Raw genomic sequence first — 20,293 nt, 5'->3', positions numbered from 1 at the left:
GCGATTTGAACGATCGATCGACATACCGTTTTTCTACATGCAATTATACACGTATAGATTGTATAACCTGAGCCGGCCCGTCACTGGCTAAAACGTCGTGACGGCAACCAGATACCGGCTACCGGCAATCTGTGTTGCTCCCTGTTGAGAAGCTGAGGACGTCACCATGACAATGTTCGCGACAACCGAAGCTGCGGTAGCGCGCGCCGGCGCTCCGACGGCGGGCGTCGGATACGCGGCCCACTTGCCCTCTGCTGCAAACGTCATGACGGGAGATGACAGCGCCGACGCACCGATGCTGCAACGCTTGCAGCGGACAGCGAGCGCTTCGATCCGGGCGCGGCAATTGAAGCGACAATCGGAGATGATCGCGTCCAGCCCCGCCGCTTTGTCGCTGCAACGCTTTCGGCAGATGGCGAACAATTCTCCGCAGGCGCTGCAATTGAAGCAGCAGGCGGAGAATATGACGGTCAGCGCCACTGGCGAAACCGGACCGCCGCAGTTCCGCTCCGACCGACAGCACTGGCGTCGCATCAGCCCCGCCCCCACCCGCGCGGCAGAGGTCGCCGAGGCGCCCGGCGCCGTGTTGCAGGCGGTCTGGAAGCCTGACGCGGAACAAGAAGACCTGTACCGGTGGGACGCCGTGATCGATGGCAAGCAGTGGTACTACGACGCCTCGACAAACAAGTATCGCTACGTCGTCGTCGATGAACACGCTTTGACCTTCGCCGGGCTCAACGATGCGTTTGAAGTCGATGACGAGGAAATCGAGGATCTCGACTTGATGACCGGCAAGGTCAAGACGCAAGCCAACAAGGATCTCTCTTACGGTTTCTACTTTAACGCCGCGGATGACGACGCTCTGCAACGCTTTGATCCGTTGAGCCTGAAGCAGAAGCTCACGGACCAGGCGTCGGTACATTGCCTCAATTACATCTTTATGGAAGATTCACTGGAGCTGGAGAAGGCGGCTGCCGCCGAGATAGGCAATGAAAAATCCGTGTTCCATAGCGCCACGGCATCGTTCGCGCTCAAGACGACGTTCGATGCAAAGCTTGCAGACACCCATTTTAGTATCAGGCACGACAACGGAGCGAACTTATTCGGTCTCGGTCCCGATCAATACGGCATCGAAGACGGCGGATATTGGGTTTCTCGAACCGAGGCCGCCAAGCTGACCCTTCGCCGCTTGCTGCGCCCGGCGATCTGGGCCGCCATGAATCACGAGATCGGATCGATCGTTTCCGAGAAGAAGCTGGAGAGCGCCGAAACCGCGCTTGACCTTGAAGGGCAGATTGCGGTCGGAAACATGACGGTCCGCTTCACGCCGCGGGTGGAGCGGTCGCGTCGGGGCGATTGCGTGGCTTTGGTCAGGATGTTTCAGGACGTGATTGCCCGACTGGACACGAGACAATTGCAGGCGGCCGTGATGGAGGACATGACCCCGACGTTTAGCGAGGCACTCCAGGAAAAGAACAAGGGCCTCGGTCATTCGCCGGATGCCGCGCGTAGCAATTTCGTCGCCGAATAGATCGCCAAATCCGGGACGTTGACCGAGGAGAAACTCACGGCCTACGCCGCCGCGACGGTGCGACGTTGGCATGCGCTTCTGGACTCCCGGGTGATGGTGGTGTTCGACGCCGCCGGCTTTGGGGAGGTTTACGGCAAGACGCCGTCTCTTCCAGAGGCCACGCCTGCCAATATGATGAGCGGACCGGTGGAGGAAGCGGGCAAGGAACCGGGGCTCCCCGACGAAACCTATGTCCTGATCAACGTCGACTCGCCGGACAACATCGTCACCCTCGCCCACGAACTCGCGCATGTGGCCGGCTATAATCCGACCGGCGTCGAGCCCAGCGGCCACTTCACCGACTCCACGAGCTACCAGCAGGCCGAAGCCGAGTATGGCCCCAAATTGCTGTTCGACGCCTATTACTTCGAGGTTCTGTTCCGCCGGCTCTCCGGCGGCTAGGTCGCCGGGGCCGCGTTCAGCCGCCATCCCTGTACGACTCCGGTCGGCCTGGTCGCAACCGGTGAACCTGCGGCAAAAAAGGTCTCATTGTACCTTGTATTGTGGATGGGACCGCGTTTGCGCTTTGACGTTTCGGCCGCATAAGGCTAACAGCAAGGCCGCATTGTCCGGTTTGACCGCCGGATCGATCAAACCCCAGACCGACCCGGTAACGGGCCCGACGATTTCGACGATCCCTCCCCGACGATCCAGGGGGTGGAGGTTCGCATCCTTTTCGGGCGCGCCACCATTGATGACCTCGCTTGCATTGCTCCCGGTTGGCACCGAGACCCGGTCGCACAGGCAGCTCCTGCGATTGAGCAGGAGAAGCCCCCGCTCGTATTCGTTACTTCTACCCAGCCATTCATAAGGAATCACCATGGCCAAGATGACCAAGACCCAATTGATCGAAGCGCTCGCCGAAGCCAGCGGCGTGTCGAAGAACGACGTGAAGTCGGTCGTCGAGAACCTCGCCACCGTCGGCTACAAGGAGCTCAGCGAGTCCGGCGAGTTCACCGTCCCCGGTTTCGCCAAGCTCTCGGTCGTCAACAAGCCGGCCACCGAAGCGCGCGAAGGCATCAACCCCTTCACCAAGGAGCCGATGCAGTTCGCCGCCAAGCCCGCCAGCAAGACCGTCAAGGCGCAGCCGCTGAAGGTCGTCAAGGACGCCGTCTAAGGCAGAATTTTCCCGCTGTCCGCAGCAAGCGGACAGCGGGATGCCTTCTTCCGTGTGCGTGCAATAAATACAACCGCAAGCTTTGTTTTAGCCTGACTTTCGTTAGACTGCCTCCCGATGGCGCTTCGCTGTAACGGAGATGGCGGTCATGGGCGGTTACGTTCAACACACCGACGCGGCGCGAATGTCGCATGCCTCGGCCATGCGCGCCGACCCGGCGCCCTCTGCAACATCCTCATCTTATGCCTCTCCACCGAATGGCAGCGCCGGAATGCAGCCGCTGCTGCAATTGCGCCGCGCCTTGAACGCGACGCCGCGCATGCAACACCAGCACGCCCTGCAGCGAATGTTGCATCGCGGTTCGGAGCGGGTGAACGAAACTGGCCGGGCGGCCCAGCCGGTATCGAGCGCCCCATCGATCATCCAGCGGAAGCCGCGCAAGGATGCCGATACCGGGCTGTGGCACGACGACCTGTTCCCGTCGCTCAAGCTCACCCAGCCCGAGGGATTTGATGAAAAACAATTCCTCCTGGGCGATGGCAAAGTCGTCTGGTGGGAGGACAACGAATATTATCTGGATCAGGATTGCGAAACACTCTATCAGCCGACGGCCGAGCTATCGTCCGATCGAACTCACTACATTCCCCTGGCCGCGGAGGGCACCCTTATCCTCAGTGTGTCCGACGTGCTGTCCGGCTTCGATACCCACAGCAAGGCATTGATGAATGATCCGGATCCATTGAAGCTCGATGGGGTGATCAAGGAAATCAATGCGGGAAAGGCAATTTACCCGATCCAGATCATACGCAGGCCGGACGGCAAATATTCGCTAAACCAGGGTCGACACCGTTTGCTCGCATCGAGAGAAATGGGATTTGAGGAGATCCCGGCGCTGGTGGAGGACGAGGGGACTCCACCCACGCTCGGTTTTGCGAAGACGGTCACGCTGTCAAAAGATCGTTCGGCTTCAAGCCGAGATACCAATCGGAATACCGTCGTCAGCGAGTCGAGCTCGATGGAGAGCACTTTGGAACCTGCGATAGAAACCGGATTCGGCACGCATTTCGGTAGCAGCGCGGTGCACCTTGAGATGCAGATACCGCCCGCTAAGGATGCTGAGAGCGACAGACTGTCGGGTTACCATATCATTGAAAATGGCTATCAGGTCCATAACGAGCGCTGGATCGAGTCCACCTTCAACAGTGTGAAATCGACTCCAACGAGATTGTATGAGCTGGCACAAATGATGATGGTCGAATTCGACGACGTCGATCGCCGGATGAAGAAGATCTATCTGTCGTACCTCATCGACATCAACCATCGAGTGGCTACGCAGCCGATGTTCGAAAGTGAATCCGACGAACTTGAGACGTTTCTGCATGAAAACGCCTGACGAACCGGCAAGCGTTATGGGCTTTCACCCGCCCAGAAACTTTCCATCCTTGTGCAGCTCCTTGCGCACGCCGTCGCGCAGGTCCTGCGCTTCGATGATGGGCGGCTCGCGTACCACCGCCTGCAGACAGGCATAGCGCAGCACGTTGATGATGCTGCCGCCGGACAGTTCATGCGCCTGCGCCAGCCGGCGCAGGTCGATATCCGCTGCGAGCCGGTAGGGCTTGTCGGCGAAATTGTCCTGCCAAAGGCGCAGCCGCTGCTCGGCATTGGGCATCTTGAACAGCGTCACCGACTGGAAGCGGCGGGTGAAGGCTTCGTCGAGTTGCGCGCGCAGATTGGTGGCGAGGATCACGACGCCGGGAAAATCCTCGATCCGCTGCAACAGATAGGACACTTGCTGATTGGCCGCGCGGTCGTTGGCGTTGCGGGTCTCGGTGCGCTTGCCGAACAGCGAATCCGCCTCGTCGAAGAACAGGATCCAGTTGCCGTGCTGGGCGTGATCGAACAGGCTGGCGAGATTCTTCTCGGTTTCGCCGATATATTTCGACACCACCTTCGACAGGTCGATGCGATAGACCGGCAGCCCCGTCAGCCGGCCTAGCAGCGCCGCGGCCATCGTCTTGCCGGTGCCGGGTGACCCGTAGAACACGCAGCGATAGCCCGGCTTCAGCCGCTTGTTGAGCTTCCAGCCGCGCATCAGCCGGTCGTGATGGCGGATCCAGGCGATGATGTCCTGCAGGTCCAGCCGGGTCGGCTGGTCGATCACCAGATCCTCCCAGTCGAACGGCGTGGTGATCAATTGCGCCGGAAATTCCGAACTGTACGGCGGACGATAGGATCTTCCCGTGCTGAGGCGCTCGACATATTCCGCCGTCAGCCGCAGGGTCGAAGACATCGGTGGCTCGTCGGTGTGGCGGTGGTCGAGCTGCAGGATGTTGCGGCGGTGAAAGGCGTGCTCGGCGCCGAACAAAGGATGGTAGCGCAAGCGCGCCGCGATGTTGCTGCCGGCCAGCATGAACATCGCGGTCTCGCCGGTCGGCAGGAAGCCGGTGTGCGACTGCCCGGTGACGCCGCCGAACTCGCTGAACCTACGCTGCACCGACTGGTTATGGATCAGGAAGGGGTCGAGCGTCTCCGGCTTGATATGCGGCAGATAGGCCAGGATCAGCACCAGCCGTTCCGCCGCATTCAGCTCGAATTCGCGGAGCACGGCGGCGTAGGGCGGGCTCAACCGCGGCAGCGGCGGCGCCGGGAAGTGATCGAGCGGATCGGGGCCGGTGCCGGGCTGGCCGTGCTGCTGGAAGCGCATGGTGAGAATGTCGCTGAACCAGGCGATCTCGCGGTCGATGACGGCGGCGTTGGTGAGCAAGGTATCGGCGTTCATGGCGCTACCAGGTGACGTGAACGGGGGCCGGCATCCACGGCGCCAGCAGGATCGAAATGCTCCACGGCACCTGATCGACCAGCACGTCGAGCGTCCTGCGCTGGACGCGCAGCTTCCAGCCGTCATCGACGCGCTGCAATTTGCCTTCGCGCTGCAGGAAGGTTTCGCGCAAGCCGGCGACCGAGGTGCCGCGCAGCACGGTCCAGTTGTCGAGCATCGATCGCAGCAGGAGCTCGCCGAGCCGGCGCTCTTGATCGGTCATGACGATGGCGCGCGCGACCGGCGTGGCGGTGGGCACGCCGCACAGGATCTTGTTGAGCACCAGCAGCGGCTCCGGCGCGGCGCTGCGGCCATCGACGAGATATTGCAGCAGATGTACCGCGCGCGAGATGGCGTCGCGATCGCGCAGCCGCGGGCGCTTGCGATCATCGACGTCGAGCCAATCGAGTTCACGAAACAGATGCGGCAGGAAGGGTGACGCCAACACCAGGCCGGCATTGCCGATATAGATCGGATCGCCGCGCGCGTGGTCGTCATCCTCGACCAGGCTGAAGGCGGTCTTGCTAGTCAATGGCGGCGGCGGTGTCCGGCGTGGCGGCGCGTCCGGGCGCGGTTGCAACGGCGGGGCATTGGGCCCGGCCTCGATTGACGCGCCGGCTGTCGCCGCGGTTTTCTCGTGTAGCGCGGCGGCGAGCCGGCTGTTGCCGGCGGCCCTGGCCAGTTCGCTCGCCTGCGCTCGCCATTGCGTCGCCACATCGCCGCCGAAGGCCGCGACGCGGGCCAGAAAATCGGCGACGAGCTGTTCGACCGAACGCTCGATGCCGCGATGCGCGGCGAGAAAATCGAACAGCATCGCCCACACTTGATCCCGTGCTTCCCCGGTGCCGGCGCCGTGGGGGGCGACCTGCCGCCAGGCCGACAGCAGGATCTCGGCGGCACCCAGCAAGGCGTGATGCTGCCGGGGCTCGATCACCTGGCCGAGCCGCAGCAGCGCGGCGCCGGGCAGCGCGCGGATCCATCGCGCGCGCTGGCGCGGGTCCTGGGCCAGTTGCCGGACCAGATCGCCGACGTTGTCGGCGTCGTCTTGCAGCGTCTGGATGAGGGCGGCCGCCAGAACGTCATCGGGCATGGCCTGCGGTGGCGGCGTGTGGCCGTCGGTGGCCGCCGGGCGCGCGTTCTCGCCAAGCAGAAACTGCAGCACGACCGCGCGCCGCGCCGCGGCGCCGGCCGCAGCCTCGCTGGTCTCTTCGGTCAGCAGCAGGTCTTGCAGAACGAAAGCCTCCTCGTCGGGCAGCCAGTCCGGCCATGATGCCGCGCTGCCCTCGAACTCGCCGGAGGCAGCCACGGCCAGTTGCGCGAAATCGATCACCTCGCCTGCCAGCATCGCGACCAGCACCGCAGCGTAAAAGCTGCGGCGATCGCGGGCTTGCCAGGCGAACCGCGCCAGCGACGCGCGAAACGGATCGGCCTCGGCCGCCGCCGGCAGCAGGCGCAGCAACAGCGCACGCAAGGCGGTTTCCGGCAGCGCCTGTGCCAGATGCTTTCTCGCCTTGGCGGGGCCTGGGCCCGGCGTCCCAGCAAAGATGGCGCGCAATGTCTCCGGCGCCAGCAGGGCCAGATCCGTCAGGCGGAGATCGCTTTCGTCGTCTGTCGGTGGGGTGTCCGGCAGCCGCCCGTGTTGCAGGATGTGGCGCAGCAGACCGCCGTGGTCGAGCGTCGCGAAGCCAGGCCTGTCAGGCGATACGGCCGTTCCTCGGTCGTCGCCAAGGGCGGCCGGTGTTTCGCCGGCGAGTTCGCGGATGATCGCCGGCAGCGAGGCCGCCGATGTGAGGTGCGACTCGATCGCCGCCAGCGCGCGCCGCAGCGTCTCGATCAGATCGCCGAGATCGAGGCCCTCGCTCTGTGCCATGCCCTGCAGCAGCGACAGCACCAGGCTCTTGCGATTGAATTGAGAGCCGGGATTGCCCATGACGTAGTTCAGCACCAGCAGCCACAGCAGCCGGTTGAAACGCCGGTCGTCCAGCGCCACCAGCGCGGTGACGCGATGCACGGCCCGGATATCGACCAGATAGGCGACGATCAAGGCGGCGTGCTCGGGCTCCAGCAGATGCAGCAGCCGTACCAAAGCGGCCTCGCTGAGCCGATCGACCAGCCGGGCGATCAGCCGGGCGTCGTGGCGATGGCTGCGCATGAAGTCGCGCAGCCGGTCCGGATGATCCTGCAGAAGGCGAAGCAGGCCTTCATCGAAAGTCCGGTCGGCCAGGTCGAGCGCGGAGGATAGCGTGCCGCTCAACAGCTCGTCGAGCGACGGCCATCTGGCATCGACCTCCTGGATGGTGAGGGCGACGGCACCGGGCTTCGCCTGTTCGCTGAAGGCCGAGCGGCTCGCGTCAGCGATGCCTTCGACCTGCAATTCCTGCAGCAGCTCGTCGAGTGCCGCGGGCAGCGACGAGGTCGGTGCCTGATGCCGCTTCATCTGCTGCAGGCCGCGCCGCAGGGTCTCGATCAGTTGCTGATAATCGAGCGACTCGGATTCCGCCAGGCCCTCCAGCAGCCAGCGCAGGAAGCTGCGGCGGTTGAACTGCGAACCGGCGTCGCGCAACAGATAGCTCAGCACCAGGATCCACAGCAGGTGCTCGAAGGCGGTGTCGCGCAGGCTGAGCAGCGGCTCCACGCGGTGGATGCGATGAAGATCGAGCATGTAGGCCAGGATCAGCGCGGCGTGTTCGGGCGTGACCAGATACAGCAACCGCTGCAGCGCGGCGTCGTCGAGCTGCAGCACCAGGCGCTCCAGCAGGCGCCGGTCCTGCGAGTGACGCCGGATCAGGCTGACCAGCCCGGCCGGATCGTCGCGAATGAGCTGCTGCAACAGGGTTTCGACCGAGAATGCGGCGCCGCTTTGCCAGAACGGCAGCGTGCCCTGAGACAGATAGTGCTGCAGCAGCTCGAGCCGGGACGTCGTTTCGGAATAGAAGTGGTCGTCGGCTGAATCCGCTGCGCTGCGCAGCGCGTCCTGGAGGGCGGCGCGCAACGCCGTGTACAACGCGTCTTCGGCGGCCTGGGCAAAATTGTCGAGCGGCAGCTCGCCGAGGTCGATGTCCAGCCGCGCGATCCGGATGCGCTGCTCCGGCACCGCGAATTCGTCGAACACCCGCTCGATCACCGGCAGCAACCGCTGCCGGTTGATGTCGCTGATCCCGGCCTGCAACGCCAGCGCCGCTGCTTCGCTGTCGGTCCGGATGTCTAGGGTTTGCTGCCGGATGGTGTGGGGCATCGTCAAATCGCACCTCCATTGGGGGCCCGGTCGTGATTATGCCGGTGGTGCATCAGGAACCGGCGCAGCCGGTCCGAGGTGATGATGATCTCGTTGCGATCGCCGCGCCGCAGCGCCCAGCGCCAGCCGCCGTACAGCGTCCTGAAGTGCCGCATTTCACGGAATGCCAGAAAGCAGTAGTCGATGGCGATATGCGCCGGCGTGTTGTGCCGGATGATCTCGCGCACCTCCGTCGACGAATTTGCAGCGTGCTCGTCACTGCGCGGCAGGACCGCGGTGATGGTGAAGCTGTAGACGAAGGAGCGCCATCGGGACGAGTCCGGATCGTCGTCGGTGCGACCGAACCGCAAGAGATTATGTTCGACGATATAGAGCTGCCGTGCATGGCGGTCGAGCGCGGCGGCCATGGTGCGCAACTGATCGATCACGGCGCAGGCGCGGCCGTGATCGGCGTAGCGACCGATGAAATACCAATGCGTCTGGTCGAGCGAGCGGCAGACCACGACGATGCCGTCGCTGCCCGGCAGCGCTCCGATCCGGAAATTCTCCGGCGTGGCGGCCGCGCGCAGGAAATCGCGCGTCACCTTCTGGCCGCGCAACGGCGAGGGGTGCAGCGCATCGTCGCGCGGCGGCGGCCGGCTGTCGGCGGGCGGCACGGTGAAATGGTCCTCGAAATAGTCCTCATAGCCCGCGAGCGGCGGGCCGATCGAGGCCTCGGTCTCGGCATCGACGATCTCGATGGAAAGTTCGGTCAGCAGATTGTCCTGCGTGGCGGATTCCTGCGCGTCCATGCCCAGTTCGATGCGGCACTTGATCTCCATGCCGGCGATGTTGACTGGCGACATCGGCGCCAGATAGTCGAAGCCGCGTCCGCGGTTGCGCGTGCTGGCCACCAGCCGGTGCAGCAGCGCCAGCTTGGCCTCGATCTCGCGCCGGCCTTGCTCGGCGCCATCATCGCCGTCGAGCGGCGCGCCCAGCGTCTCGCCATACAGCGCCAGCAGGAAGTCCAGCAGGCGATTGTGCCGCAGGAGGACCGGGTCGGAGCGGCGGATCAACGCTTTCAGGCCCGCGCGATAGTCCGGCTGCAACAGCGGCTCGACATCCGGCACGGTGCGCTCCAGATATTGAAAGAAGTAGGTCTGGTGCAGGTGGCGCTCGGTCGAGAACAGGTCGCGGACATGGGCGAGCTGGGCGAAGAAGTTCGCCAGCAACTGGTCGTAGACGAGCAGGTAGCCCTTGAGCTGTTTGGCCTGCGCCTGCCGCGCCGTCGGCGGGTTGTCGGGCAGGCCGTTGGCATTAATGCCATATGTGTTCGGATACTGGTTCTGCACCGAATAATAAGCCCGGAGGTCGCGCGGGCTGGCTTCCGGCACGGCGTAATATTCGAGATATTGCGGCGTCAGCGGATAGAGCCGGCGATATTCCGACCACAGGCGGTCGAGTTCGCGCTGGACGCGGGCGGGGTCGGGTTTCACGGCAACGCCGCGGCGGATCATCCGGATGCCATAGCCGGCCGGGCCGGGCCGGGGGTCGAGCTGCGGGATATGGCCATGCGGGATTGCAATGGTGCCGCCGGAATGGCTGCGCTCGGGGTCGCCGACATGCACCCTGAGATCCCGCAGCCCCGTGACGCCGGGGATGCGTACCAGCACCCTAATCAGGCCGGAGATGACGATATGCGTCGGCTGCGGCTGCAACTGCTCGTCGCCGATGAAGCCGTGGCGCAGCAGCGGGCCGTTGAAAATGGCCGTCGTCGTCATGCCGGCCGAAAGCAGGCTCTGCAGCGGCTGGCGTTGCAGCTCGGGCGCGAGAAAATTGCCGGCATTGAACAGCATCGCGGCAAGGATGGCTTCCGGCGCGTGGCGGTCATCGATCGAGGCGAGCGCGCTGATCCGCGTCGCCCAGGGCTGCAGCACATGGATGGCATGGACGTCCTCGCATAGATTGCGATGGCGGCCATAGACGCGCTCCGCCCGCGCGCGGATCGCGTCGGGCAGCACATCCGGCTCGCAGCCGCAGGGGTCGGCGCCGGGGGCATAGAGCGCGATGTCGTAGAGCCCGTTCACGGCCTCGGCCGTCCGCGCCTTGCGCGGCGTCAGCCAGGCATTGGCGACGCCGGCCACGCGGTCGACCAGCAGCTTGCGGTAGTCGTCCGGCGTGACCGGGTTGCATGGCAGGATGCGGCGCGGCACGAACAGCGCCTGCCGCCTGGTATCGATCCGGCCGCTGCGCGGATCGACCAGCAGCGCGTCGATCGGAAACCCGGCGCGGTAGGACAATTAGGTCAGCGCGTAGCAGAGTTGCTCGAGCGTGGTGACGCCGGGGTCGTGTTCGTTGTAGTCGGTCCAGATCTGGCCGGCGAGCTGCTGGATCCGTTCGGTGCCATGCTGCTTCAGCCACGCATAGTCGAGCCCGTGATTGGCGGGCGCGGCCGGGGTGATCGTCGATGGTTCGATACTCATGGTGCTTCGACCGGGCGCGCCTTACGACGTGCCATACTGTCATTTCTGCTGCTGTTTTTTCTTGTAGTTGATGTAGTCGTCCATGCGCTTGTTGCCGAGCACAAGGCGCGAAAGCTTTTCCAGTTTGGGTGCAAGCAAAGACGGTTTGGACAGCGGCTGGATGTGCTCCCGCGTGCCGCCCATCAGGTTTTCGAGGTTCGCGCTGACCGGCTTGACGACTTTGTCGTCCTCTGCTGCGAACGTTGGCCGGGCCGGCGTGTCGCGCTGCAGGCCGTATTTTCTCGCGGCGGTCTCTGCGAACAGCTCATCCGCATCCCTCTTGTTGCGTTGCTGCGCGAGAACATCGATTGCCGGCGGCGTCCCGGATTTAGCGACCGTTTTTGTGACATCGCGCGTCTGCTGAATTCCTTCAAGAACATGCCTCCCGAATTCTTCGTGGCTGCTCGTGGGGCTGTTCGGTTCGTTGAGGATGGCTGGATCGAGCCCGTTTTCGGCGAGAAGCTTGTTCAGGACGAGATGATTGGTTCGCGATGTACCATCCTTGAAGGCGTGCAGGGCTTCCAGCGATTCATAAAGCGCAATGATGGCGGAGAAGCGCGTGACGCTGTCGCTCGCGACATCCATGGCCATGTAATAGCGGTCGAGCAGGTCCTGAACGCGTTTGAAGATTCCTTCGGCGGGCATTGGAACATGGACGGTTGTGCCCCCTGTCACCTGATCCGGTGTAAGATTGTCCAGTCCCTTTTCCGCCAGGGCGGTCTGCTGCTTTGACCCCAGATTCGGCGGCAGAGACCAGGTCACTTCGGCGGTTCTCACGCCCTTCAGCATGGCGCTGGTGATGCCCTGGGATGCCAGCGTATTGATATGAACGTATTCTTCGGCGGTCAGCCGCGTATTCAGCCGGTCGCTGACGAAGGCATCGGCATCCATGTAGGCACTGAAGTGATTGCCGACCTTGGTCAGGGGGCCCTGGGCCTGAGTGCGGCGAAAGTCGTAATATTCGCCAGGATGCTTGATATTGTTGGTGCCGACGGAGGCCAAGGCGGCGTCGTGATCCTTTGCGTCGATGAATTCCCGCCATTTGTTCGGGCCCAGGACGTCGTACTGAATTCGGGTATTGATCAGCTGGCTAACAGTCCCAATGTCGGTATAGCTGGTCGGCTGGGCTTCCAGCCCGGAGAGGTAGCGCGCTAGCATCGCTTTCGAGGTCGATGCACCGAACTGCTGGAATAGCCATTCCAGTAACTGGGGCTGGGTCGTCAGCGTCCCGCCGCTGATCGCGAGCGGATTGGCGATCCTGGCCTGAACGATGGCGTTGCCGGTCCTTGCCGGTGATCGGACGCTTCGCAACTGGGCCAAGCTTTGGAACGACGACAGCCGCTCGCCCATCCGGTCCGCCTCGCTCTCCAGCGTTTCGTCGTCGTTGATTGCCACGCCCTTGGCCTGCATCGTCGGCTGCACGCGGCCCTGGCGCTGCTGCACGACGTGCCAGGCCTCATGCGGCAGATGTCGTTCCTGGCCCGGCGCGACATGGATGTCGGAGCCCTGCGCGAAGGCCAGCGCCTGCAATTGGCGCGGCTCGGGTGAATTGTAGTGCACGCGGACGTCGTCCATCGCTAGGCCGGAGAGGTTTTCCATGCCGGCCCTGAGATGGTCGGGCAGGCCGGTGCGGTTGCTGGGCTGCCGCTGCACCGTCTCGGGCCGGTGTACGGATTTCGTCTGCAGGAGATCGTCGTCATCGTCGGGCATTTCCGCGCGCTGCAGCGGCCGGTGCGACAGGGTCGCGGCCAGCCGCCGCTGGCCGAGCAGGGCCGGGCTGTGTTGCAGCGTGGCGCGTAGCTGGGTCTGCGAGTGCATCGCCGGGCTGCTGTCCAGCGTCGCCGCAAGCCGCATCTGCGCCGTCATGTCCGACGTCGGTTCGCTTTGTCGTGCAAGGATGGGAGGGTTGGATGGCTGTTCGGCCTGCGCTCGCTGTTGCCGTGGAGAGTCGTACTGCATGGCGGCCTCCGGTTTGTTCAGGCGTGTTCGCGATCGAATGTCGGCACCGTCGTGGTCGCAAGCGTCAGGTTGTGCTGCGGCGCCGTCGTCAGAAAATACCAGTCGAGCTGCCGGGGATCGGGCGCGTAGTCGAACCGGATCGTGATCAGCGCATCGACATACGAGCGGGTCTGGATGAATTCGCTGATCTCGTCTTCAGACGCGTAGTCGCCGGCCTTGGCAGCGCGGGCGGCGTCGTCGAACCAGGGCGACAGATATTGCACCAGATCGGCATTGAGCCGGTCGATGCTGGCGCCGTCATTATTGACGAACTGCACGCAGGCACTGACGGTGATGCGGACATAGACCGGATTGCTGACGCGAAGCCGGATGAACGGACTGATGCGCGACACCAGCATGGCATGGATCCGCGCCAGCAGGTCGGCGCTGGCCATCGGCGCGGTCGGGTCCATCGCCTCAAAGCCGTTCGGCCCGGGCACCACGACGACCAGCACGTCGCCCGGGCTGTCGCCATGCGTGAGGCTGCGCGCCGGCAGCGCCTGTACTTTCCAGATGGTCGGAAAATCCTCCAGCACCAGGCGCTCGTAATCCCAGCCGAGGATGCCGCGATCCTTGTGGCGCAGCCGCTCGCCGATCCAGGTCTGGAAGCTGCGCCCGGTCTCCGGCGGCCGGCCGCCGAAGGACGGCATCGGTTGGTCGATACTGGCGATATCCGGCAGATCCTGCACCGACGCGGTGATGGTATGCGCCGGCAGCGGCTGGGCGAGGTGGTCGATGCTGCCATTGTCGACCCAGGTCGCCAGCATCGCGTGCGGGGTGATGTGGCTGGTCAGCGGAAACCGGGCGGCGCCGCGCGGCACGCTGGCGCCGAGCCACTGGCCGCTGCCGAGCAGCGTGTTCTGGCCGGTCATGGCCGGCAAAGCGAGCGACAGGATGCCGGAATTCTGCAGCCCGTTGGTGCCGTCGCTGAGCACCTGCTCCGGTGCCATCGGGATCCAGAGGTTGTCGCGCAGATATTGCCATTGCACCGGCGGCAATGGCCCGCTGTCGCCGCCGGCCGTGGTCATCTGGAACAGCAGCGTCAGCGGTTGCGAGGGGGCAAGGCCGTCGAGTCCAATATAGAGGTTACCCGGATCGCGAAAGCGCGGCAGCAGCGACGCGACCGGCGGCTGCACGCTGTCGAAGCCATCGAACGGCGTCAGATGAAAGAACTGCCCGGCGCCGGCATCGGCATCCGCGACGATCGCGACATAATCGACGCTGACGCTTTCGGCCTGCGGCAGCCATGGCGCGTTCGGGTAGGTGAAAGCCGGCGGGTCGGGCGTCGGCGTGGTCGGCGGCAGGTCGTTGATGACGGCGTTCAGCACATTGGCGGCGTAGAGATCGTCGCCGAAGGCATAGGCGGGCGCGACCAGCCGGATCCGCACCGTACTGTCCGCCGGATCGTAATAGGCGGGTGCGTTGCGGGCGATGATGGTCAGTTGGTCGTAACAGGTCGATGGGCACAATGGTCCTGCGGCCTCGGTGTCCTGACAGTCCGGCACCATCCCGTCCAGGCTGTGGGTCCGGAACAGGCAAAGCGCGTCGCCGCCGTCGAGTTGCCAAGTGCCCGGATCGACCACATCGATATCCGCCTTGAACACGGTGTTGTCGAACAGGTTCGGCTGCGGCTTGCCGTCCATGCCGAGTACGTAGTCGCTGTACCAGCCGTCGAAACCGTCGTCATTGGGCGGCAGGTTGAACCAGGTGATAGTGATCTGCAGGCTGTGCAGCGTCTTGACGAACAGTTCGCGGTGGAAGAACTCGAGGTACGAGCCTTTCACCACCGGCGCCCCGAACGGCAGGAACGGCTTGCTCGCATCGATCGTGCCGTCGGTGTTCGATAGCTGCACCTCCGTCAGTCCCGCGACATGTGTTTCGATCTGCCAGCCGGTGCAATCGAGTTCGCAAAGCAGCGACAGCGGATAGACCTCCGCAATGCAGGGCTTGACGCCGATCAGTACCGGCGACGGGTTGACCAGGGCCTTGACGGTCGGCCGGGCAGGGTCCGGATTGGCGCCGTCTGCCACGGCCGTGTCTGGCGCATAGGCCTCCACGGCAGGCGCCGCGGGCGGCAGCGTGCACTTTAGCTCGAAGCCGGGATCGCCGACCGAAGTCTCGACCAGCCGCACGTCGTAGGGCTGTTCGATCGCCTGCCAGCCGGTAACGGTCGAGACCTGCAGCGTAAAGGCCTGGCTCAGGACGGTAGTCCAGATCTCGGCATCATCCAGCCCGGTCGCTTCGGCCAGCATGGCGAGCAGCGCGGCCAGTCGCGCCGCGGCGTCCTGCGAATAATACAGCCGCAGCTTTATCTCGCGGTCGCCGCCGGTCAGCAGCAAATAGGGCGAAGCGATTGCGAAGCCGATGGTCGCCGGCGTGGTCAGCGTGGTGTCGGTGGCGCCGGTTTCGGCGTAGCCGAAGGTCGGCCATGCGCCGGTCGCCTTGGGGTCCGTGGTGATCTCGGTGCCAAGCACGCGCTGGATGACGTCGCTTGTCCTGGGCGCAGCATGGTCGGAGGGGATCAGCGGCCCAGACATCACCCGCAGCGCTCGCAGTCTGACGATGGCGGCGCTGGTGACGAGCAGGCTGCGGTCGGCCTTGAACAGGATGTCGAGGCCGCTGGCATCCTGCCCCGCCGCAAACAAGGTCTGCTGCGGGACGCTGCTGCTGGTCACGCTCTCGTCCTCTGCGAGCACGAAGGTGAGGTAGGTGCTGTCCGGCTGCGCCGGGCGGAAATCCTCATGCAGCATGTCGTGATAGTAGAAACGGGCAAAGCGGGAGGACACCGTGTTGACGGTGTCCTGCGCCGTCCGGAACAGCTCGGCGAAGGCGATGTACAGGGCCGTTTGCGGCGGGTGGTCGGCAGTGTCCAGCGAGGCGTCGAATTCGCTGTGCGCGCGGGCCTGCAGGTTGCCCAGCGTGTCCAGGCATTGCGTGAACAGCGCATGGATCGCCGGGCAGGCGTGGTCGATGCGCCGGTTGCGCGACGCCCCGCGATAGATCGAGGCGTCGGGACAGTCGTGCGTCAGCCGCCAGATCGGCAGGAATCCCGCGAGATCGAGCGGGATGGGCTGCCCGAGCGCATCATGCTGGCCGGCGCCTTCGGCATAGGCCGACAACCGCCGCAGATGCGGGCCGAGCGACGCTTTGATGGCGGCCACCAGTTGCGCGCGCAGCAGCCGCGCCGTGGGGCTCTGCGGCTGCGGGCCGAGGCCTTCGAGCCAGTCGTTGGCGAGACGTGCGAGCTGCACGACCGCGTTGAACATCAGCGTCAAGCGCTCGAACTTTGGCGCGAAGTGCCGGGCTTCCAGCGCCTGCCGCTGCAGGTCGACAAAGGCCCGTTCGGCACGGTCCGTTCGCAGGGCGGCGATGCACGCCAGCACGATGGTCGGATCGGCGGCGAAGAAGCCGGACCAGTCGCCGTCGGGCCGGTCGTCGAGATCATAGAATCGGATCAGCCGGCCGAACCCGACCGAGAACGCCAGCAGATCCGACAGGCTGCGGTCATCGACATTGGCGTAGCCGTCGCCCAGCGCCGGCAGCCAGCGGTTGACCTGGCTGGTCGCGCCGTTGAGAACGATTTTCCCGGCATGCCTGTCCATGGCTCAGATCGGCGGCGAGGGGATGGTCTGCTCCCCCTGGGTGTAGAAGGGATAGACCAGGTTGCTACGCACATTGGTCTTGCGCACGGTGTAGTCGACGTTGATCAGCAGCAGCCCGTTGACGCTGTCGTCGGCGTCGATCCGGACGAGATCGACATCGATGCGCGGCTCCCAGTAAAGGATCGCCTGCGCCGCCATGTCCTGCAGTTGCGTGATCAGCGTCGTCGTGATGCCGCGAAATACCATCTTCCATAGCTGGTTGCCGTAGCTCGGCAGCATGATGCGCTCGCCGAGCGAGGTGGAGAACAGGATCCACAGGCTTTCACGGATATCGACGTCGTCCTTCACCATCACCACGGCATGATTGGCGCGCGAAAAGGTCGGCGGAAAACTCCAGCCGGTGCCGAGAAAGGATTTGTCCGCGCTGGCCATCACTCATCCACCGATCATCACGGTGGGAAGACCGAGCATGATGGTGCCGCCATGCGCGGTCTTGTCGCCCATCCGCGCCGCCGGCATGCCCATGATCTTCACCGTCATCGAGCCCTTGATGATGGCATCGGGCGGCCCGATGCAGATTGCGAGATCGCCGACCTTGGCCGCCGGCAACCCGCCGATCAGCACGGTCGGCGCGCCGGGCCCGGCGATCGGCCCGCCGACATGCGGGATCGGTGCCGGAAAGGCGGGCGTCATCATCGGGCACTGGTGGAAGTCGGTCAGTCGGGCGGCCGGCGGCATGTCGATTCCATTCCCTGGCTCAGTTGATTTTCACCATCGCGCCCTGCAGCGTCAGCATGCCGGAGGCCTTCACTTCCGCCTGGGCGGTGCCTTGCGCGGAGAATTTGGTCTTCGCGGTGTGCGCCACCTGCAGCCCTTCCATCGTCGCATTGGCTGCCGCGCTCAGTTTCAGATTGCCCTTGGCGTCGATCGCGATGTTGCCCTTGGCGCTCATGCTGATATTGGACGCGCTCTCGATCGTGATGCCGCTGTTCGACAGCGTCACGCTGTTCTTGTTACTGTCCAGGATCGTGATCGACTTGCCCTTGTCGTCGAGCTTGATGGATTGGTTGCCGGGCGTCCTGATCTCGATGATCTTGCCTTCCTCGTCGAACGAGATCTCAAGCTTGCTGCGCGTCATCAGCAGCTTCTTGCTGTTCTTCTCGTCCGGCGGCACCGGCGGCGCCAGCTTCTTGCTGTAGACGCTGCCGAGAATGATCGCGTAGCGCGGGTCTTCGTTCATGAAGCCGACCACCACCTCGTCGCCGACCTCCGGATAGAACACCGCGCCGATCTTGTTGGAGGCGTAGAACGTGCCGAGCCTCGCCCACACGCCCTTGGCGTCGTCCTGCAAGAGCGGCAGGCTGACCAGCACGCGGAATTCCCCGCCGGGATCCGCCGCCACTTTCTTGACGAGGCCCGTCTGCAGCCCCTTGACCGGCGGCAACTGCCCGGAGGCGCCGGGCGCCGCGATCTCCGGGGCTTGCGCCGCGAACCACTGGTCCGACAGGCCGAACGCGGCGGTGGAGATCCAGTCGCCGTCGGTGATGCTGTGATGGATGGCGCTGAGATAGGCGTTGCCGTTGAAGCGCGAGCCGAGGCCGCCGAGCGCCACGGTCTTGCCGGCTTGCGCCAGCGCGCTGCCCTGGAACGAGACCTGGCCGCGGATCTTCGCCAGCTTCGATTTGAGCAGCTCCGCCGACGACCAGTCCTTCAGCGCGGTCTTCTCGATCGGTGCGCCGGTCTGCTGCGCGAATTTCTTAACGTTGAAGACTTTCGCCAGCTCGGCGGAGGACAGATCGCCCTGTTCGGTGACCTTGACCGGGCCGGCGCCGCTGTCGGCCAGTTTCTGGGTGTCCGGGTCCCAAGCGTAGCTGGTGATCGCCGACGATGCCAACTGGCTCGCCGCATCGATCCCGGCCTGCAGGTCGAAGATGGAATCGCCGTATTCGATCGCCAGTACTGGCGATTGCGTATTGTCCGGCGCCTTCACCGTCACCTTGCCGGCATTCACCGACACGACCAGGCCGTTGATCTGCGCCCGCGTCAGCATCAGGTCCCAGTCGCTCGCGTAATACTGCACGACGGCTTCGTTGACCGTGTTGGTGGCGGCGACCTCCTTGGCCAGACCGTTGGCGCTGATCAGCTTTCCGATCAGGTCGCCGTCGGTAATCTTCTCGAACAGCGCATTCTTGCGCTCCAGCGTCATCTTGATCGCCTCGTCGGTGACGTCGACGATCAGCCTGGAGGGACCGTCGCGAATGATCTCGATGCCCTGGCTCTGCACCACGCCCTTGAAGATCGTGCTGTTCTTGCCGTCGTAACCGGCGGCGATCTCTATCTTTCGGCCGGGGATGAAGGTCGGTCCGCTGCTGATCGCAAAGTCGCTTTCGGCAGCACTGCCGTCATAGAGCACGATCTGCGCCTTTGGCACCTTGTTGAGGGCATTCCAGACATCGATCGAAACCACCTGAAAGGTGCTGTCGATCGGCTCGCCGTCGGACTTGATGGCGAAACTGCACAGCGAGCCGGAGGTCAGGAGCGGCGAGGGCGCGGTCATGTCACGGATTCCTGCAACGGCGGGAACATGAGTTGCGTGCCGGCTACCAGGTTGCGGAAATGATCGAGGCCGTTGACCCGCGCGACTTCGAGGTAGGGCAGGCTGGTGCCGTAGATGTCGAAGCACAAGAGCGGCAGCGTATCGCCGCCCTTCACCGTGACGACGTGAGACAGGTCCGGCGAGCTCTTCTTGGCCTGACGCGCCAGGTCGGCTTCGCTGAGAAAGCTGGTGAACAGCGCGTTGGCGCGGGCCCGCAGCGGCGTGCCGTCCGGCTTGAACAGCGTGTAGTTGATGTCGAGCGTCGATAGCCGGCACTTGAATAGCAGTGTCCCCCAGCTAATTTCGAGAAAGTTGGGGCTGTGAATGTTGCCATTGTAGCTGAACACCAGCTTCATGAAGGTGTCGATCTGGGTCCGGATTCCGTCTTCCATGAACGGCACCACGCCGGGCAGCGGACTCCCGACGACGCCGGTGCCGTCGAACACCAGCTCGAACTTCACGGTGTCCGACAGCGTGCGGTTGAATTTCGGCGACGGACCGTTGCTGCCCTGGGCCTGGCGGTCGTTGTACAGAATCTTGTAGGAGCGCGCGTAGGACGCCGGATTGATGAAGACGGAGAACTCGCCGACCGAGCTGGCGAACTTGTCGTCGCTGAAGGCCAGGATCTTCATCTTGCTGAGGCTGCCGGAATAGCTCATCTAGCGCTCCTTTGCCGCGCGCAGCTCGCGCAGCACGCGCCGCACGCAGAGTTCGACGAGCTCGTCGCGCGCGGTCGTGGCGCTGGCCGGCGCGCCCGGCACATCGGCGTCTGTCACGGCGGCCAATACGGGGTCGCTGCGGACACGCATCGTGATGCCGATCTCGTTGATCTCCAGGGTCATCGTTGCGTTTCCCG

At 64.2% G+C, this 20,293-nt stretch carries 15 protein-coding genes; 4 read left to right on the top strand and 11 right to left on the bottom strand.

The window, feature by feature from the left end:
* The first annotated feature begins 166 nt into the window (after positions 1 to 166).
* The 4 genes from FNL56_RS25095 to FNL56_RS25080 all read left to right on the top strand — a co-directional run bounded on the left by FNL56_RS25095 (position 167) and on the right by FNL56_RS25080 (position 4,080).
* On the top strand, positions 167 to 1,531 hold the full coding sequence (locus tag FNL56_RS25095) for a hypothetical protein (protein WP_143582438.1): 1,365 nt from the start codon (positions 167 to 169) through the stop codon (positions 1,529 to 1,531).
* 18 nt (positions 1,532 to 1,549) lie between these two features.
* Positions 1,550 to 1,972 carry a M3 family oligoendopeptidase gene (locus FNL56_RS25090; RefSeq protein ID WP_143582437.1) on the top strand — a complete coding sequence of 141 codons (423 nt, stop codon included), beginning with the start codon at positions 1,550 to 1,552 and terminating at the stop codon, positions 1,970 to 1,972.
* A gap of 418 nt (positions 1,973 to 2,390) precedes the next feature.
* On the top strand, positions 2,391 to 2,687 hold the full coding sequence (locus FNL56_RS25085; protein ID WP_143578378.1) for an HU family DNA-binding protein: 297 nt from the start codon (positions 2,391 to 2,393) through the stop codon (positions 2,685 to 2,687).
* A gap of 148 nt (positions 2,688 to 2,835) precedes the next feature.
* Positions 2,836 to 4,080 carry a ParB/RepB/Spo0J family partition protein gene (locus FNL56_RS25080; protein WP_168203024.1) on the top strand — a complete coding sequence of 415 codons (1,245 nt, stop codon included), beginning with the start codon at positions 2,836 to 2,838 and terminating at the stop codon, positions 4,078 to 4,080.
* 24 nt (positions 4,081 to 4,104) lie between these two features.
* Here the strand turns inward: FNL56_RS25080 and FNL56_RS25075 are convergent, their stop codons facing one another.
* The 11 genes from FNL56_RS25075 to FNL56_RS25025 are packed head-to-tail and all read right to left on the bottom strand — an operon-like array spanning position 4,105 to position 20,279.
* Positions 4,105 to 5,466: an ATP-binding protein gene (locus FNL56_RS25075; RefSeq protein WP_143578376.1), complete on the bottom strand. Its 1,362-nt coding sequence runs from the start codon at positions 5,464 to 5,466 to the stop codon at positions 4,105 to 4,107.
* A 4-nt stretch (positions 5,467 to 5,470) separates the two neighbouring features.
* Positions 5,471 to 8,740 (bottom strand): contractile injection system tape measure protein, encoded by a 3,270-nt coding sequence (locus FNL56_RS25070; RefSeq protein WP_143575543.1) that lies wholly within the window; start codon positions 8,738 to 8,740, stop codon positions 5,471 to 5,473.
* Positions 8,741 to 8,742: 2 nt separating this feature from the next.
* A complete protein-coding gene (locus FNL56_RS25065; RefSeq protein ID WP_143582436.1) occupies positions 8,743 to 11,019 on the bottom strand; it encodes a hypothetical protein in 2,277 nt (758 codons plus the stop codon).
* Positions 11,020 to 11,202, bottom strand: coding sequence for a hypothetical protein (locus FNL56_RS25060; protein ID WP_143582435.1), 183 nt, complete (start codon positions 11,200 to 11,202; stop codon positions 11,020 to 11,022).
* A gap of 39 nt (positions 11,203 to 11,241) precedes the next feature.
* Positions 11,242 to 13,200 (bottom strand): eCIS core domain-containing protein, encoded by a 1,959-nt coding sequence (locus FNL56_RS27900; RefSeq protein WP_168204698.1) that lies wholly within the window; start codon positions 13,198 to 13,200, stop codon positions 11,242 to 11,244.
* Between the two features lie 17 nt (positions 13,201 to 13,217).
* Positions 13,218 to 16,841 (bottom strand): hypothetical protein, encoded by a 3,624-nt coding sequence (locus tag FNL56_RS25050; protein ID WP_143578373.1) that lies wholly within the window; start codon positions 16,839 to 16,841, stop codon positions 13,218 to 13,220.
* A gap of 3 nt (positions 16,842 to 16,844) precedes the next feature.
* The gene (locus FNL56_RS25045) at positions 16,845 to 17,273 is read right to left on the bottom strand and encodes a GPW/gp25 family protein (RefSeq protein ID WP_143582434.1); all 429 of its coding nucleotides are present in this window, start codon (positions 17,271 to 17,273) and stop codon (positions 16,845 to 16,847) included.
* A gap of 3 nt (positions 17,274 to 17,276) precedes the next feature.
* Complete coding sequence (locus FNL56_RS25040; RefSeq protein ID WP_143575539.1) at positions 17,277 to 17,579, bottom strand: PAAR domain-containing protein; 303 nt, start codon at positions 17,577 to 17,579, stop codon at positions 17,277 to 17,279.
* Positions 17,580 to 17,598: 19 nt separating this feature from the next.
* Positions 17,599 to 19,398, bottom strand: coding sequence for a type VI secretion system tip protein VgrG (gene vgrG, locus FNL56_RS25035; protein ID WP_143578370.1), 1,800 nt, complete (start codon positions 19,396 to 19,398; stop codon positions 17,599 to 17,601).
* Positions 19,395 to 20,096: a CIS tube protein gene (locus FNL56_RS25030; RefSeq protein ID WP_143575537.1), complete on the bottom strand. Its 702-nt coding sequence runs from the start codon at positions 20,094 to 20,096 to the stop codon at positions 19,395 to 19,397. Before FNL56_RS25030 ends, vgrG begins: the two co-directional genes overlap by 4 nt.
* Entirely contained in the window at positions 20,097 to 20,279 is a 183-nt protein-coding gene (locus tag FNL56_RS25025; protein ID WP_143575536.1) for a DUF5908 family protein, read from the bottom strand.
* Positions 20,280 to 20,293 lie beyond the last annotated feature (14 nt).

The organism is Tardiphaga sp. vice304 (genome assembly GCF_007018905.1).
Lineage (GTDB): Bacteria > Pseudomonadota > Alphaproteobacteria > Rhizobiales > Xanthobacteraceae > Tardiphaga.
The sequence above is the reverse complement of the archived record's forward strand: the minus strand, read 5'-3'. Positions and strand labels throughout refer to the sequence as shown.

Bases quoted from the DNA above. Each gene is read 5' to 3' on its own strand.
- FNL56_RS25095 (WP_143582438.1), top strand. From the start codon at position 167: ATGACAATGTTCGCGACAACCGAAGCTGCGGTAGCGCGCGCCGGCGCT.
- FNL56_RS25085 (WP_143578378.1), top strand. From the start codon at position 2,391: ATGGCCAAGATGACCAAGACCCAATTGATCGAAGCGCTCGCCGAAGCC.
- FNL56_RS25080 (WP_168203024.1), top strand. From the start codon at position 2,836: ATGGGCGGTTACGTTCAACACACCGACGCGGCGCGAATGTCGCATGCC.
- FNL56_RS25075 (WP_143578376.1), bottom strand. From the start codon at position 5,466: ATGAACGCCGATACCTTGCTCACCAACGCCGCCGTCATCGACCGCGAG.
- FNL56_RS25070 (WP_143575543.1), bottom strand. From the start codon at position 8,740: ATGCCCCACACCATCCGGCAGCAAACCCTAGACATCCGGACCGACAGC.
- FNL56_RS25060 (WP_143582435.1), bottom strand. From the start codon at position 11,202: ATGAGTATCGAACCATCGACGATCACCCCGGCCGCGCCCGCCAATCAC.
- FNL56_RS27900 (WP_168204698.1), bottom strand. From the start codon at position 13,200: ATGCAGTACGACTCTCCACGGCAACAGCGAGCGCAGGCCGAACAGCCA.
- FNL56_RS25050 (WP_143578373.1), bottom strand. From the start codon at position 16,841: ATGGACAGGCATGCCGGGAAAATCGTTCTCAACGGCGCGACCAGCCAG.
- FNL56_RS25045 (WP_143582434.1), bottom strand. From the start codon at position 17,273: ATGGCCAGCGCGGACAAATCCTTTCTCGGCACCGGCTGGAGTTTTCCG.
- FNL56_RS25040 (WP_143575539.1), bottom strand. From the start codon at position 17,579: ATGCCGCCGGCCGCCCGACTGACCGACTTCCACCAGTGCCCGATGATG.
- vgrG (WP_143578370.1), bottom strand. From the start codon at position 19,398: ATGACCGCGCCCTCGCCGCTCCTGACCTCCGGCTCGCTGTGCAGTTTC.
- FNL56_RS25030 (WP_143575537.1), bottom strand. From the start codon at position 20,096: ATGAGCTATTCCGGCAGCCTCAGCAAGATGAAGATCCTGGCCTTCAGC.
- FNL56_RS25025 (WP_143575536.1), bottom strand. From the start codon at position 20,279: ATGACCCTGGAGATCAACGAGATCGGCATCACGATGCGTGTCCGCAGC.